Here is a 12,736-nt window from a genome sequence, read left to right as displayed (position 1 = left end):
CATCTCCGCGGCTCCGCGCTCGGCTTCCGCAACCTCGCGAACTACACAGCCAGGAGCCTGCTCGAGGCCGGAGGTTTCAGACCCTCGCTACACCCTTGATTCCGAAGAGCCACATTCGTGTTGAATGCGCGAACGGATGCCTATTTCGTGGGCACGTCGGGCGACCCGTTCGACGAGACGCTGGTGCGCGCAGGCCGGTACCTCGAGGCCGGTGCGGACTGCATCTTCGTCCCGGGCGTTCGTGACGTCGAGACCATCCACCGCCTCACGGCGGCGATCGCGGCTCCCGTCAACATCGTCGCGGGGCTCACGATGCCCGTCCTCGACGTCGCGACTCTCCTTTCGCTAGGAGTCGCGCGCGTGAGTGTCGGCGGCAGCCTCGCACGCATCGCGTTCAGCGCGCTCGAGCGCGCGGGGCGTGAACTGCTCGAATCGGGAACGCTGAGCGCGCTCGACAGCGCGCGGTTATGCCGACCTGCAGCGACTCTTCAGCGCAGAGCTGTGAGGCCTGCCATCGCGCTCCGCTAGGGTGACGGGATGGATCTGCGTGTCGCCGCCTATGCCGTGGTCGAGGGCGAGCGTGGCATCCTGCTCGCCCATTGGAGTGAAGGCCGACGCGGCGCCTGGACGTTGCCGGGCGGCGGGCTCGAAGATGGCGAAGATCCGCTGGATGCCGTCCGCCGCGAAGTCAGCGAAGAGACCGGATACCAGGTCGAGGTTGACGAGCTGCTCGGCATCAACTCGCGCGTGATCCCCGCGAGGCAGCGCATCACGCCGGGTGCCGACCAGCCGCTGCACACCCTGAGGATCCTCTACCGGGCGCACATCATCGGCGGTCAGCTGACTGACGAAGTCGGCGGTTCCACCGACCACGCAGAGTGGTTCGCGCGCGACGCGATCGCCGACCTGCAGCACGTGCAGTTGATCGACATCGCACTCGAGATGGCGGATGCCACGGCGCGGTAACTCGGTGGTTGAGTAGCCGGCGAAGCCGGCGTATCGAAACCACAAGCGTCACGCCCTCCGCTGATCTCGATACACCGCCGCTGCGCGGCGGCACTCGATCACCGGGACCCTCCGGGGGTGCGCCGCGCGGCGGCACTCGATCACCGGGCCCTCCGGGGGTGCGCTGCGCGGCGGCACTCGATCACCGGGACCCTCCCGGGGGTGCGAGCTGCGGCGCCCCCATTCGGTGGTTGAGTAGCCGGCGAAGCCGGCGTATCGAAACCACAGACCCCACGTCCGAGGGCACGCGTCACGTCCGGAGGACGCGCTTCTTCAGGCGCAGCGGCGAGGTCGTCGTCGGTCGCCAACGCCTCGAGATGTCATGCCAGGGTGGGGCCAGCACTTCAGGCACGCCCTGGTTCATCCGGATCTTCCAGCCGATCCGGTCGAGGAAGCGGTGGTGATACCAGCAGAGCAGTACTCCGTTGTCGGTGTGGGTGGGCCCACCCTGTGCGTACTCGGTGACGTGATGGATCTCGCACCAGGCGGCGGGTGTCCCACACCCGGGAATGATGCACCCACCGTCGCGCAACGCGATGGCGCGCCGTTGCTGGCGATTGAACACGCGCTCTTCGGTGCCCAGACGGATGATCCGTCCGTCGTTGCGGCTGACGATCCGCTGGATCGAACCCGAGCACGCGATGTGCCGCGCGATTGCGATCGAGATCGGTTGGTCGCAGCCCTGTACGTGTGCGTAGCCGGTGCCGTCCACCAGGTCGTGCTCGTCGACTGACACCACCAGCACGGGAGCGTAGCCGCCGATCGTGGGAAGGAGTCCCGATGTCGCGGCAACACTGAGCGCGGCCGCGAAGGCATCGTGCTGCTTCTGCGCCCGCGTCCGATCATCCATTGCAGGCAGAGGAAGCAGGTCGCCGTCGGCGTCGACGGCGGTCGGGTCATCGAAGGCGACCTTCGGCGACGTCTGGGCATCCCAGATCGTCTGCAGTTGTGCGGCGACTTCGGGCACGAGCAGCCCGTGAATCGGAACACCCGCCGGCGTCGCGACCCCGAGTGTGAGTGCGCGGCGGCGTTCCGCGACCCGCTCGCGCGGCTCGGCGCCGTCGGGGTCGAGCGCCAGCGCCCACGCCTGCGCGTGGATCTTCAGCAGTTCGGCACACAGCGGCGGCGCCGCGGACGGACCTTCGCCGCGCGCCTCCGCGACGACCACATCGGCGGCCTCTTGACGCGCCGCCGCACTCACACGTGGTGCGGTTTCCTGCAAGGGCGCCGTGATCGCGAGGATGCCGTCGGTACCGAGAACACCGTCGAGCATCGCGTCGCGGACGGACGGGAACGCGGCATCGAGCCGCTCCCCTGTCGTGGCCGACACCTCTGGGCGCACGGCCTTCGCGGCGCGCTGCAATTTGGCCGCCGTACGCGGCTCGACGCGCGTGATCTGCTGAATCAGCTCGGTCACGTCGCGGCAGCCCAGGTGCGAGGTCATCCGCTCATCGCGCACGGCCGGCTCAGAGCGGCGCATCACCTCGCCGACCGCGTCGATCAAGAGCGCCTCGCCGAGGCGGTTCAGCTCGGCGATCATTCCCAGCTGCGCGGCAAGCTCGTGCTCGGTCGCCCGTTCAAGTGCGCGCTCGGAGGTGGCATCACGCAGCACCGCGGATGCCTGCGTCAGCAGGTCTCGCAGCGGCGACGTGAGGAGGTCCATACCCCCCATTCTGACGAGGGGGTCGGACATTCTCGGGGGAGGAACTCCTGGTCAGACGGGGATTGTGGATAAGTCGCGAGGGGTGGTGATTGTGGAGGAGGCGGCGCAGTCTGGGGGTGGAGGCGGCCCCTCGACGGGCTCGGGGGCCATGGATGGCGGGCTCGGAGGCCAGCCGCTGCACACCGCGCTGATCTCGATACACCGGCGCTTCGCGCCGGCACTCGATCACCGGGACCCTCCGGGGGGCGCTTCGCGCCGGCACTCGATCACCGATGAAGGTGGGCGGCCCCTCGACAAGCTCGGGGATCAGAGGGCGGTCAGCCGGCGGCGGGCTGGGAGATGTCGGCCACCGTCGCGTTGTAAGCGGTGATCAGGGCATCCGCGTCGACGAAGAGACTGTATCCGTGCGCGCCGGCGCCCATGGCGATGCGGCGCCCCACGATCGACTCGTCCGCGTAGACGGGCCAATCCGTCGAGCTGCCGATCGGCACGATCGTGCCGCGCTCGTATCCGGTCGCAGCGAGCGCCAGCTCAGGCTCGGGCAGGCGCAGCTTGTTCACTCCGACAAGCGCACGCAGCTTCGGCCACGAGATCGCCAGGTCGCCGGGGATCAGCGCGAACAGATACGTGTTGTCCGCGCGCTTGACCACGAGCGTCTTGACGATGTCCGCCGGTTGCAGTCCCAGCAGGGATGCCGCTTCGGTGAGACTGCGCGCCGCCGGCCGTTCGCGGATCTCGATCTCGAGCCCGCGCGCGGCAGCCGCGTCGCGGACGCGCGCCAGAGGATCAGCGGAGATCGCCATGGTCTCGATACACCGCGCCTTCGGCGCGGCACTCGACCAGCGGTGCTGCCGCCGTGCCTTCGGCGCGGCACTCGACCAGCGGTGGTGCGCTCACGCGTCCGGTGCGCGCAGCGGGTCGTCGGCGACCCACAGCTCGTCATCGGCGCGCAGCGTCTGCCATGCGGCGTAGAGCACACCGGCAGCCGCCGCGACACCCAGGATGATGGCGATGACGCCACCGGCGCCGATCCCCTTCTTCGCGGGGGCGGGAGCGGGAGCGGCGATCCGCTTCGCGGCCGTCTTGCCGTACTTCTGTGCCTTCGCCTGCAGTGCCGAAAGATCGACCGATCCGAACGCACGCCCGGCGGCGAGGTTGTCGCGCTTCTCGTTCGCGGCATCCCACACCGACAGCGCCGAGCCGATCACGGCACCGGCCGCGGGCACGAACTTGTCGTTGTAGACGCGACGCGACGTCTCGACGCCCTGGGTGACGTAGGGAGCGGCGTACTTCTCGTACGTGTGCTGCACCGTGGGCACGACCTGCTCGCGGTTGTAATTGCCGAGCTGGCGACCGGCCTCACGCGCGACGTCACCGGCCTGGCCGAGCAGAATCTGCTGCGACTCCCACAGCGTCGTCGCCTGGTCCTGAAGCTTGCGGAGTTCCTTCTTGCGCTTGCGGCTGAGGCTCACGGGGCCCTCCCTGATCGGGTCGTTTCTCCCATCTTGCCAGACAGCGCCGACCGCGGAAGGGCTGTGCAGGTGTGAGAATGGTGAGCATGACGATCCACAGCGCCGTTGCGACCATCCACACCAACCACGGAGACATCGTCGTGAACCTCTTCGGAGACCACGCGCCGCGCACCGTGCAGAACTTCACCGGCCTCGCCGACGGCTCGCAGGCCTGGACCGACCCCGCCACGGGCAAGCCCGGCGAGGGCCCGCTCTACACCGACGTCATCTTCCACCGCATCATCCCGAACTTCATGATCCAGGGCGGCGACCCGCTCGGTCAGGGCGTCGGCGGCCCGGGTTACAACTTCAACGACGAGATCCACCCCGAGCTCAACTTCAACGAGCCCTACATCCTCGCGATGGCCAACGCGGGCCTGCGCCGCAACGCCATCACGGGCAAGGCCGAGGGCACGAACGGCTCGCAGTTCTTCATCACGACCGACCCGACCCCGTGGCTGCAGGGCAAGCACACGATCTTCGGCGAGGTCGCCGACGAGGCATCCCGCGCCGTCGTCGACGCGATCGCCGCCGTCCCGACCGCCGCCGGTGACCGCCCGATCGAGCCTGTCGTCATCAGCTCGATCGACGTCGCGGCCGTCTGACCGACGCCGAGTGACCGACGCCGACTTCCGGACCAATCCGGACAACTACTGCTACCGGCATCCTGACCGTCAGAGCTTCGTGCTCTGCCAGCGCTGCCTGCGCACGATCTGCCCGGAATGTCAGACGCAGATGCCGGTCGGCGTCATCTGCCCAGAGTGCCTCGCTGAACAGAAGGGTGCGCAGCAGAGTCAGCGTGCCGCGACGGTGACACGGATGCCCCGGCGTCGCGCGGCCCAAAGCGACAAGCCGCTCGTGACGTACGGCCTCGTCATCGTAACGAGCGTCTTCTACCTGATCGGGCTCATCCCCGGTGTCGGCGCCGCCGTGCGCAGTGCGCTCGTGTTCTACGCGCCGCTCGCGTACACCGAGCCGTGGCGGCTGGTGACGGTGACGCTCGTGCACACGAGCATCTGGCACATCGTGCTGAACATGCTCGCGCTGTGGGCCCTCGGCCGCAGTCTCGAGCCGCTGCTCGGCCGCGGCCGGTTCCTCACGCTCTACCTGCTCAGTGCCCTCGGCGGATCGGTGCTCACGGCGCTGCTGGCGCCGACGAGCGTCGTCGCCGGGGCATCCGGTGCGGTGTGGGGCCTGCTCGGCGCGATGTTCGTCATCGGCCGACACATCGGCGCGAACGTCACGGCGATCGCCGTGTTGCTGGGCTTGAACCTGCTGATCACGTTCCTGCCCGGATCGAACATCGCCTGGCAGGCGCACATCGGCGGCGGGCTCGTCGGTGCGCTGATCGGGTTCATCTTCGCGCGCACGCGCGCGATCCGTCAGCGTCGCACACAAATATGGCTGCTGGTCGCGGTCGCCGCGGGACTACTCGCGCTGCTCGCGGTTCCGCTCCTGGTCTATCGCTGACGACGCGGGTTTCGACTCGCGGCTGACGCCGCTCGCTCAACCTTTGTGGACAGCCGCTGCGCGCCTGACCACAAACTTATCCACAGGTTCATCCACAGGTGGGGATGAATCACACCGGTGTAATTCACACCCGGGGATAGGTCTGTGGAGAGTGTCAGCGCCAGCGGGTCGTCATGAGGAACCCGACGAACGCGATGCCGAAGCCGATCACGAGGTTCCATCCGCCGATGCCGGGAATCGGGAACGCCTGGCTGCTCAGGTAGAAGACGATGACCCACAGCAACCCGAGGATCATGAGCCCCAGCATGATGGGCTTGAACCACACCGGGTTGGGGGCCGCGTCGCCCTCGTTGTGCTCGGTGAGCTGCTCGTCATCTCTGCCAGAACGTGCCATGCGGTGAGTCTACCTGCCAGCCGGGCCACAGCCGTGCTGTGCGAGAATCGCGGCATGGGTGATATCAGCGCGCCTGCCGAGACGCGACGAAACAGTCGGCCCCGGCGACGCACTTCGGTCATCGGCGTGCTGGGCGAAGTGCTCATCACCCTCGGTGTCGTCGCACTGCTCTACGTCTCGTGGCAGATGTGGATCGGCGACGCGATCATCGGTGCCGAGAAGCACGCGGAGGCCAGTGCGCTGTCGCAGAGCTGGACGACACCCGCGCCGACAGACGACACCACCCCGTCGCCCACCGACGACCCCGCCGCGACTCCGTCGGCGACCGATGAGCCGACCGACCCCGCGAACACCGTCATCCCGGTGTCGACGCAGCCCGCTCACGGCACGCAGTTCGGTGTCATGTTCATCCCGCGGTTCGGGTCGGACTGGCAGTTCACGATCGCGGCCGGCACCTCGCGCAAGGACATTCTCGACCAGGGCGAGATCGGCCACTACAAAGACACCGCGATGCCCGGCGAGATCGGCAACACCGTCTACGCCGCCCACCGCTGGACCTCGGGCGCGCCCTTCGACCCGATCGACCAGCTCGTGATCGGTGACGCGATCGTCATTCAGACCGCCGACGGGTGGTACACCTACCGCTTCCGCACGCTCGAGTATGTGCAGGACACCCAGGTCGAGGTGCTGCTGCCGGTCCCCCAGCAGGTCGGCGTCGCCGCCGACGGCCGCTACCTGACGCTCACCAGCTGCGCACCCAAGCTGAACATGCTCGAGCGCATCATCGCCTACGCCGTGTTCGAAGACTTCACCCCGACCGCTGACGGCCCGCCGGCATCGCTGGATGCCCCGACGCAAGGAGCATCCGCCTGATGTACGCCGCCCTCTGGCGCATTCTGCCCGGCCCCGCCTGGGTGCGCGTGCTGATCCTTCTCGTGCTCGCCGCCGCGGTGATCTACGGACTGTTCTGGTACGCATTCCCCTGGGTGTCGCAGTTCATCAACCCGCAGGAGTCCACCGTCGGTGGCTGACCACATCGTCGTCGTCGACAACCACGACAGCTTCGTCCACACGCTCATCGGGTACCTGCACGAGCTCGGCGCGACGACGACGATGATCGAAGCGGATGCCATCACCGACCCGACCGCGGCGATTGCCGCAGCCGCCGGCGTCGTGATCTCCCCCGGCCCCGGCACGCCCGAGAACGCCGGGGCATCCATAGACGTCGTCCGAGCCGCAGCGCACACCGGAACCCCCCTGCTCGGAGTGTGCCTGGGGCACCAAACACTCGCCGTCGCGTTCGGCGGAGCCGTTACCGAGGCCCCCGAACTCGTGCACGGGTCGACCAGCGCCGTGCTGCACGACGGCGACCCGCTCTTCGACGGCCTTCCTTCGCCGTTCACGGCGGCGCGCTATCACTCGCTGGCGGTCGAGCCCGGCGGCGTTCCGCCGCAGCTGCGCGTCACCGCGCACACGGCGACGGGCGTCGTGATGGGCCTCGCCCACCGCTCCCTGCCGCTGCGCGGAGTGCAGTTCCACCCCGAAGCAGTGCTCACCGAGGGTGGATACCGCCTGCTCGGCAACTGGCTGCAGAGCACCGGATGCCCCGCGTACGCGCAGGCCGCCGCGCGAGGGGCATCCCTTTCGCCGCACCGCGCCGTCGTCTGAACCGGCGCGGCACAAGCGGGGAGCCGGCGCGGCAGCACCGGCACCAGCGCCGCCGCCGGAGCTACGGCGTGCCGGTGCAGACCCTCAGCTCGACGGTCGAGTGGATCGGCACGTCGCCGGGGGCGAGCGACTGCGCAGCCACGATCTGGTCACCGGGCGTCGCGGGGCACCCCGCGTCTTCGACGATCGACGGCACAAGCTTGAGTAGGTCGGATGTCAGCGTGCGCTGCGCCGCCTCGGCGGTGTACCCGACGACGTCGACGAGCGTCACCATGCCGCTTGCGACGACGAGGTTGACCGACGTGCCGACGCCGACCTCCGACCCCTCCGTCTGATCGGCTGAGATCACGATGCCGGCTGCCAGATCGGGGTCGTTGCGCGTGATGACGGCGCCGAGCGCCAGCCCGGCATCCGTCAGTGCCTGCGTCGCCGCTTCGGTGCTCAGGCCTGTGAGCGTCGGGACGGTGCTCATCTCCTGGCCCGTCGACACGTACACTTTGACGGTCTGGCCCGGGGCCGCCGTGACACCCGCGAGGGGGTCGGTGCGGATGACGTTGCCCTCGGCGATCTTGTCGCTGCTCTCTTCGATGGGTTCGGCCTGCAGGTCGCGCTCGAGGATCATCTCCTGCGCGCGCTCCCACGACATGTCGATCACGTCGGGCACGACGCGCGCCGTGTCGGGGATCGTCGTGCCGGGGCGGCTGGTCAGCACCCAGAACAGCACCGAGATCAGCACGACCGCCAGCACCGCGACGCCGGCCCAGATCCACGCCGCCGGCGGACCCGACTGCGTGCGCCGCATCGTCGTGTCGGTCGACAGTTGACGCAGCGAGCGTGCGGTCTCGGCCGCCTGTCGTGGGTTGGCGCCATACAGCTCGCTCGTCAGCGCGCCCACCTGGCGCTTGCTCGGGGTGTGACCGTCGCGCGTCGCATCGAGCGCCTCGCGGAACGACGCGGCGTCCTGAAAACGCTGGAAGGGGTCTTTTGCGAGGGCGCGCAGCACGACGGCATCGAGCGAACGCGGCACGCTCTCGACGAGTTCGGAAGGGGCCAGCGGCGTCTCACTGACGTGCTGGTACGCGACGGCGACGGGCGACTCGCCGCGGAACGGCGTACGGCCCGTGAGCAGCTCGTACAGCACGACGCCCGCCGAATACACGTCGGCGCGCGCATCGACCGGCTCGCCCTTGGCCTGCTCGGGCGAGAAGTAGGCGGCGGTGCCGATGATCGCGGTTGTCTCGGCGACCGTCGACGACGAGTCCGAGACGGCGCGCGCGATGCCGAAGTCCATGACCTTGACCTGGCCGGCGGCGGTGACCATGACGTTGCCGGGCTTGATGTCGCGGTGCACGACGCCGGCGCGGTGCGAGTACTCGAGCGCCTCAAGGATCCCGTCTGTGTAGCGCAGCGCGTCGGCGATCGGCACGTCGCCGGCGGCGATGATGTTCTTCAGCAGCTTGCCGGTGACCAGCTCCATCACGATGTACGGGACGGGGTGCGTGATGCCGTCGGCGCCCGTCCGGGCATCCTCACCGGCGTCGTACACGCGCACGATCGCGGGATGCGACATGCGCGACGCGGCCTGCGCCTCGAGGCGGAACCGCGTGCGGAAGCCCGCGTCGCTGGCCAGTTCGCTCGCCAGGATCTTGATCGCGACCTCGCGGCCGAGGGTCAGGTCGCGACCGCGGTACACGCTCGCCATGCCGCCGCGCCCGATGAGCTCGCCGACCTCATAGCGATCGGACAGCACGCGCGGCTCTTCAGACACTTCACTCCCTGGCTGAGACACCAGCCAGCCTAATCGACCGGCGGATTACTCCGTGGGCTCCGGGGTGGGGGTTGCCTGCGCCGCGTTGATCGTGGCGACAGCCTTCGCCGACGAGGGCGACTGGCGGACGTTGCCGGTGCCGCTCTCGCACTCCACGATGTAGTCGACCACGACCGTGCCCGAGTCACCGGCGACGATCACGGCGGGCTGCTGGCTGACGAGGAAGGATGCCGTCGTGCCACCACCGGCCTGGAACGTGCCGCCCGCGACCGTGAAGATGTAGTTGGTCGGCGTGTACCCGGCCGGGCAACTGTAGCCCTGCCACGTGACGTTGATCGTGTCGCCGGCGTCGACGGTCGCCGCGCCGAGCGTCGGCAGCGACGGGTCACTCATCGGTGTGAGGTCGGCGTAGACCGTCAGAGTGATGACGGTGTCGGGAGCGACGTTGCCGGCGCTCGGGTTGGTGCGATAGACCAGCCCGACCTGGTCTTCGGTGGGTGCCGCGTCGCCGTCGACACAGGTCGCGGTCGACGTGAAGCCGGCCGCCGTGAGGGCGGCCTGCGCGTCGGCGCAGGTCTTGTCGAGCAGGGCGACATCACCGAGGTTGATGTCTTCGACGGTCGGGGTAGGTGTCGGGGTCTCGCTGGCCGTCGTCGTCGTCGTGTTCGACGGCGTGGGCTCGGGCTCAGAACCCTGGTTCGCGAACATCGCGATCAGCGTGCCGCCCAGCACGAGCAGCAGCAGGACGATGAGGGCGACGAGCGGCCACGTCCACGGGCTGCGCTTCTTCTTCGCAGGCGCCTCTTCGCCCGCGGCAGCGGCCGTGGGCGCCGCCGTCGGCATCAGACGCGTGGTCTCTTCGCCGCCCGGGGTGAGCAGCTGGGTTACCTCGTCGAGCGGCACGGAACCGGCGATCGCCGGCACGATCGCGACCGCGGCGGCGATGTCACCGCGGCGCAGCGCCGTCGCGGCGCGCGCGACGGCGGATGCCGTGGCGGGCCGGTCTTCGGGCTTCTTCGCGATCATGCTCATGACGAAGTTGCGGACGGGCTCGGCGATCGTCTCGGGCAGCGGCGGAGCCGTGTCGTTGATCTGCGCCATCGCGATGGCGACCTGCGACTCGCCCGTGAAGGGGCGCTTGCCGGCCAGGCACTCGTACGCGACGATGCCGAGCGAATAGATGTCGGTCGCCGGAGATGCGGGGTGACCGGATGCCTGCTCGGGCGAAAGGTATTGCACCGTGCCCATGACCTGACCGGTCGCCGTCAGCGGTACCTGGTCGGCGATGCGGGCGATGCCGAAGTCGGTGATCTTGACGCGCCCGTCGGGGGTGATCAGCAGGTTGCCGGGCTTGATGTCGCGGTGCACGAGGCCCGCCGCGTGCGCGGCCTGCAGGGCGGCGGCGGTCTGCGCGACGATGTCGAGCGTCTTGTCGGTCGACAGCGATGTCTCGCGCTCGAGGATCGTGGACAGTGCCTCACCGGGAACGAGCTCCATCACGAGGAAGGCCGAGCCGTTCTCCTCGCCGTAGTCGAAGACGCTCGCGATGCCCTCGTGGTTGACGAGTGCGGCGTGACGGGCCTCGGCGCGGAAGCGCTCGAGGAACCCCGGGTCGCCCATGTACTCGTCCTTGAGGATCTTGATCGCGACCGTGCGCCCGATCACGTGATCGGTGGCCTCCCAGACCTCGCCCATGCCGCCGATCGCGATCCGCGAATCGAGCTCGTAGCGTCCGCCGAAGCTCACACCCTGCGTCGGTCTCATCTACCCAGCACCGCCTCTATGACTCTCTTCGCGATGGGGGCCGCGATCCCGTTGCTCGTTCCGGACTGTCCGAGCCCTCCGCCGTTCTCGATCATCACCGCGACGGCGACCTGAGGGTCATCCGCCGGAGCGAATCCGGTGAACCAGAGGGTGTAAGGATCGCCGGGTCCGTGCTCCGCCGTGCCGGTCTTCCCGGCGACGTCGACTCCGTCTATTCTTGCACCGCTCGCTGCGCCATCACTGACATTGGCGATCATCATGGTGGTCATGGTCGCGGCATCCGCGGTGGTCAGGGCCCGGCGGAACTCGGTGTTCTCGAACGTCTGCTGCACCGTCAGGTCGGGCGCGACGACCTGGTCGACCATGCGCGGGTTCATCACCGAGCCGTCGTTCGCGATGCCGGCCGCGACCATCGCCATCTGCAGCGGGGATGCCAGGACGTTCTCCTGCCCGAAGCCGGTCAGCGCCGTCCTGTCGTCGGTGAGCGGCCCGGCCGGGTACGTCGACGCGATCGTGGTCAGCGGGATCTCGAAAGTGGTGTCGAACCCGTACTTCTCGGCCTCGGCACGGATGGCGTCATCGCCGAGCTGCACGGCGAGCTGCGCCATCGGGATGTTGCAGCTCAGACGCAGCGCCGTCGCGAGCGTCACCTGGTCGCCCGAGCCGCACGTGCCGCCGTCGAAGTTGCGGATGGTCGTCGTGGTGCCCGGCAGCACCCAGCTCGAGGGGTTGTCGAACGTCGAGTCGGGGGTGAAGTCGCCCGACGCCAGCGCGGCAGAGGCAACGACGAGCTTGAACGTCGAACCCGGCGGGTTCAGGCTGTCGCCGGTCGCGCGGTTCCACAGTGGGTCGTTCGCCGCGGCCAGCAGCTCGTTGTAGGTCGTGTTGACGGCATCCGCGTCGTGCGCCGCGAGGAGGTTCGTGTCGTAGCTGGGGCTCGTCACCATCGCCAGGATGCGGCCGGTCGACGGCTCGATCGCCACGACCGCGCCTTCGTAGTCGCCGAGCGCCTCGTATGCCGCCTGCTGCACGACGGGGTCGAGGGTCAGCAGCACGTTCGACCCGCGCTGCGGCTGCCCCGTGAGGATCTGATCGATGCGCGAGAAGAACTGCGAACCCGCCGAGCCCGACAGCTCGCGGTTCATCGCCTGCTCGATGCCGGTCGCCGATTGCAGCACCGGGTTGATGTACCCCGTCACGGGTGCCCACATCTGGGCATCCACATACTGGCGCTGCCAACTGTAGACGTCGCCGCTGGGCACCGACGTGGCGATGACCTGGTCGCCGGCGATGATCGATCCGCGTTGCACTTCGAACGAGTCGTAGAGCGCGCGGCGGTTCTCGGGGTTCTCGGCGAGGGCGTTCGCCTCGACGACCTGGATCCAGCTGGTCGCGCCGAACAGCGTGACGAACATGAGCAGCATGATGATGCTCAGGCGGCGGAGCTCTTTTGTCATGAGAGCGCCTCCTCGGAGGTGCGACCGGCTGCGGTC

The 12,736-nt window shown here is 68.8% G+C and carries 14 protein-coding genes; 7 read left to right on the top strand and 7 right to left on the bottom strand.

The features are described 5' to 3' along the window. Positions 1–117: 117 nt before the first annotated feature. Both BGO46_RS11955 and BGO46_RS11950 read left to right on the top strand, forming a co-directional pair. Complete coding sequence (locus tag BGO46_RS11955) at positions 118–528, top strand: isocitrate lyase/phosphoenolpyruvate mutase family protein (RefSeq protein ID WP_292673578.1); 411 nt, start codon at positions 118–120, stop codon at positions 526–528. Between the two features lie 9 nt (positions 529–537). Then, entirely contained in the window at positions 538–966 is a 429-nt protein-coding gene (locus BGO46_RS11950; protein WP_292673582.1) for an NUDIX hydrolase, read from the top strand. 289 nt (positions 967–1,255) lie between these two features. On the opposite strand, the gene BGO46_RS11945 is transcribed toward BGO46_RS11950, so the two are convergent. From BGO46_RS11945 to BGO46_RS11935, 3 genes are all read right to left on the bottom strand, one after another. Next, positions 1,256–2,668 (bottom strand): HNH endonuclease signature motif containing protein, encoded by a 1,413-nt coding sequence (locus BGO46_RS11945; RefSeq protein ID WP_292673584.1) that lies wholly within the window; start codon positions 2,666–2,668, stop codon positions 1,256–1,258. Between the two features lie 317 nt (positions 2,669–2,985). Next, positions 2,986–3,471: an aminoacyl-tRNA deacylase gene (locus BGO46_RS11940; protein WP_292673587.1), complete on the bottom strand. Its 486-nt coding sequence runs from the start codon at positions 3,469–3,471 to the stop codon at positions 2,986–2,988. Positions 3,472–3,561: 90 nt separating this feature from the next. Further along, the gene (locus tag BGO46_RS11935; RefSeq protein ID WP_292673589.1) at positions 3,562–4,140 is read right to left on the bottom strand and encodes a DNA helicase; all 579 of its coding nucleotides are present in this window, start codon (positions 4,138–4,140) and stop codon (positions 3,562–3,564) included. Positions 4,141–4,226: 86 nt separating this feature from the next. Here BGO46_RS11935 and BGO46_RS11930 point away from each other — a divergent pair, with 86 nt between their 5' ends. Beyond that, positions 4,227–4,784 (top strand): peptidylprolyl isomerase, encoded by a 558-nt coding sequence (locus tag BGO46_RS11930; protein WP_292673591.1) that lies wholly within the window; start codon positions 4,227–4,229, stop codon positions 4,782–4,784. Between the two features lie 10 nt (positions 4,785–4,794). Beyond that, positions 4,795–5,649: a rhomboid family intramembrane serine protease gene (locus BGO46_RS11925; protein WP_292673593.1), complete on the top strand. Its 855-nt coding sequence runs from the start codon at positions 4,795–4,797 to the stop codon at positions 5,647–5,649. A 154-nt stretch (positions 5,650–5,803) separates the two neighbouring features. On the opposite strand, the gene BGO46_RS11920 is transcribed toward BGO46_RS11925, so the two are convergent. After that, positions 5,804–6,043, bottom strand: a complete 240-nt coding sequence (locus tag BGO46_RS11920) for a cell division protein CrgA (protein WP_292673595.1) — start codon at positions 6,041–6,043, stop codon at positions 5,804–5,806. A gap of 54 nt (positions 6,044–6,097) precedes the next feature. Between BGO46_RS11920 and BGO46_RS11915 the strand changes: the two genes are divergently transcribed. Genes BGO46_RS11915 through BGO46_RS11905 form a run of 3 tightly spaced genes read left to right on the top strand, consistent with a single transcriptional unit; the run spans position 6,098 to position 7,711 of the window. After that, positions 6,098–6,916, top strand: a complete 819-nt coding sequence (locus tag BGO46_RS11915; RefSeq protein ID WP_292673598.1) for a class E sortase — start codon at positions 6,098–6,100, stop codon at positions 6,914–6,916. Then, positions 6,916–7,074, top strand: coding sequence for a hypothetical protein (locus BGO46_RS11910; RefSeq protein WP_282405113.1), 159 nt, complete (start codon positions 6,916–6,918; stop codon positions 7,072–7,074). Before BGO46_RS11915 ends, BGO46_RS11910 begins: the two co-directional genes overlap by 1 nt. Then, positions 7,067–7,711 carry a gamma-glutamyl-gamma-aminobutyrate hydrolase family protein gene (locus tag BGO46_RS11905; protein ID WP_292673600.1) on the top strand — a complete coding sequence of 215 codons (645 nt, stop codon included), beginning with the start codon at positions 7,067–7,069 and terminating at the stop codon, positions 7,709–7,711. Before BGO46_RS11910 ends, BGO46_RS11905 begins: the two co-directional genes overlap by 8 nt. Before the next feature lie 61 nt (positions 7,712–7,772). Here the strand turns inward: BGO46_RS11905 and pknB are convergent, their stop codons facing one another. Genes pknB through BGO46_RS11890 form a run of 3 tightly spaced genes read right to left on the bottom strand, consistent with a single transcriptional unit; the run spans position 7,773 to position 12,700 of the window. Continuing rightward, entirely contained in the window at positions 7,773–9,479 is a 1,707-nt protein-coding gene (gene pknB, locus BGO46_RS11900; RefSeq protein ID WP_292673602.1) for a Stk1 family PASTA domain-containing Ser/Thr kinase, read from the bottom strand. A 45-nt stretch (positions 9,480–9,524) separates the two neighbouring features. After that, entirely contained in the window at positions 9,525–11,243 is a 1,719-nt protein-coding gene (locus BGO46_RS11895; RefSeq protein ID WP_292673605.1) for a serine/threonine-protein kinase, read from the bottom strand. Further along, the gene (locus BGO46_RS11890; protein ID WP_292673607.1) at positions 11,240–12,700 is read right to left on the bottom strand and encodes a penicillin-binding transpeptidase domain-containing protein; all 1,461 of its coding nucleotides are present in this window, start codon (positions 12,698–12,700) and stop codon (positions 11,240–11,242) included. The genes BGO46_RS11895 and BGO46_RS11890 overlap by 4 nt, the downstream gene beginning before the upstream one ends. Between the last annotated feature and the right edge of the window lie 36 nt (positions 12,701–12,736).

This window comes from Microbacterium sp. 70-16 (assembly GCF_001898315.1).
In the GTDB taxonomy this organism is placed as follows: Bacteria; Actinomycetota; Actinomycetes; order Actinomycetales; family Microbacteriaceae; genus Microbacterium.
This window is presented reverse-complemented; position numbering and strand designations above follow the sequence as displayed.

Bases quoted from the DNA above. Each gene is read 5' to 3' on its own strand.
- BGO46_RS11950 (WP_292673582.1), top strand. From the start codon at position 538: ATGGATCTGCGTGTCGCCGCCTATGCCGTGGTCGAGGGCGAGCGTGGC.
- BGO46_RS11945 (WP_292673584.1), bottom strand. From the start codon at position 2,668: ATGGACCTCCTCACGTCGCCGCTGCGAGACCTGCTGACGCAGGCATCC.
- BGO46_RS11940 (WP_292673587.1), bottom strand. From the start codon at position 3,471: ATGGCGATCTCCGCTGATCCTCTGGCGCGCGTCCGCGACGCGGCTGCC.
- BGO46_RS11930 (WP_292673591.1), top strand. From the start codon at position 4,227: ATGACGATCCACAGCGCCGTTGCGACCATCCACACCAACCACGGAGAC.
- BGO46_RS11920 (WP_292673595.1), bottom strand. From the start codon at position 6,043: ATGGCACGTTCTGGCAGAGATGACGAGCAGCTCACCGAGCACAACGAG.
- BGO46_RS11915 (WP_292673598.1), top strand. From the start codon at position 6,098: ATGGGTGATATCAGCGCGCCTGCCGAGACGCGACGAAACAGTCGGCCC.
- BGO46_RS11910 (WP_282405113.1), top strand. From the start codon at position 6,916: ATGTACGCCGCCCTCTGGCGCATTCTGCCCGGCCCCGCCTGGGTGCGC.
- BGO46_RS11895 (WP_292673605.1), bottom strand. From the start codon at position 11,243: ATGAGACCGACGCAGGGTGTGAGCTTCGGCGGACGCTACGAGCTCGAT.
- BGO46_RS11890 (WP_292673607.1), bottom strand. From the start codon at position 12,700: ATGACAAAAGAGCTCCGCCGCCTGAGCATCATCATGCTGCTCATGTTC.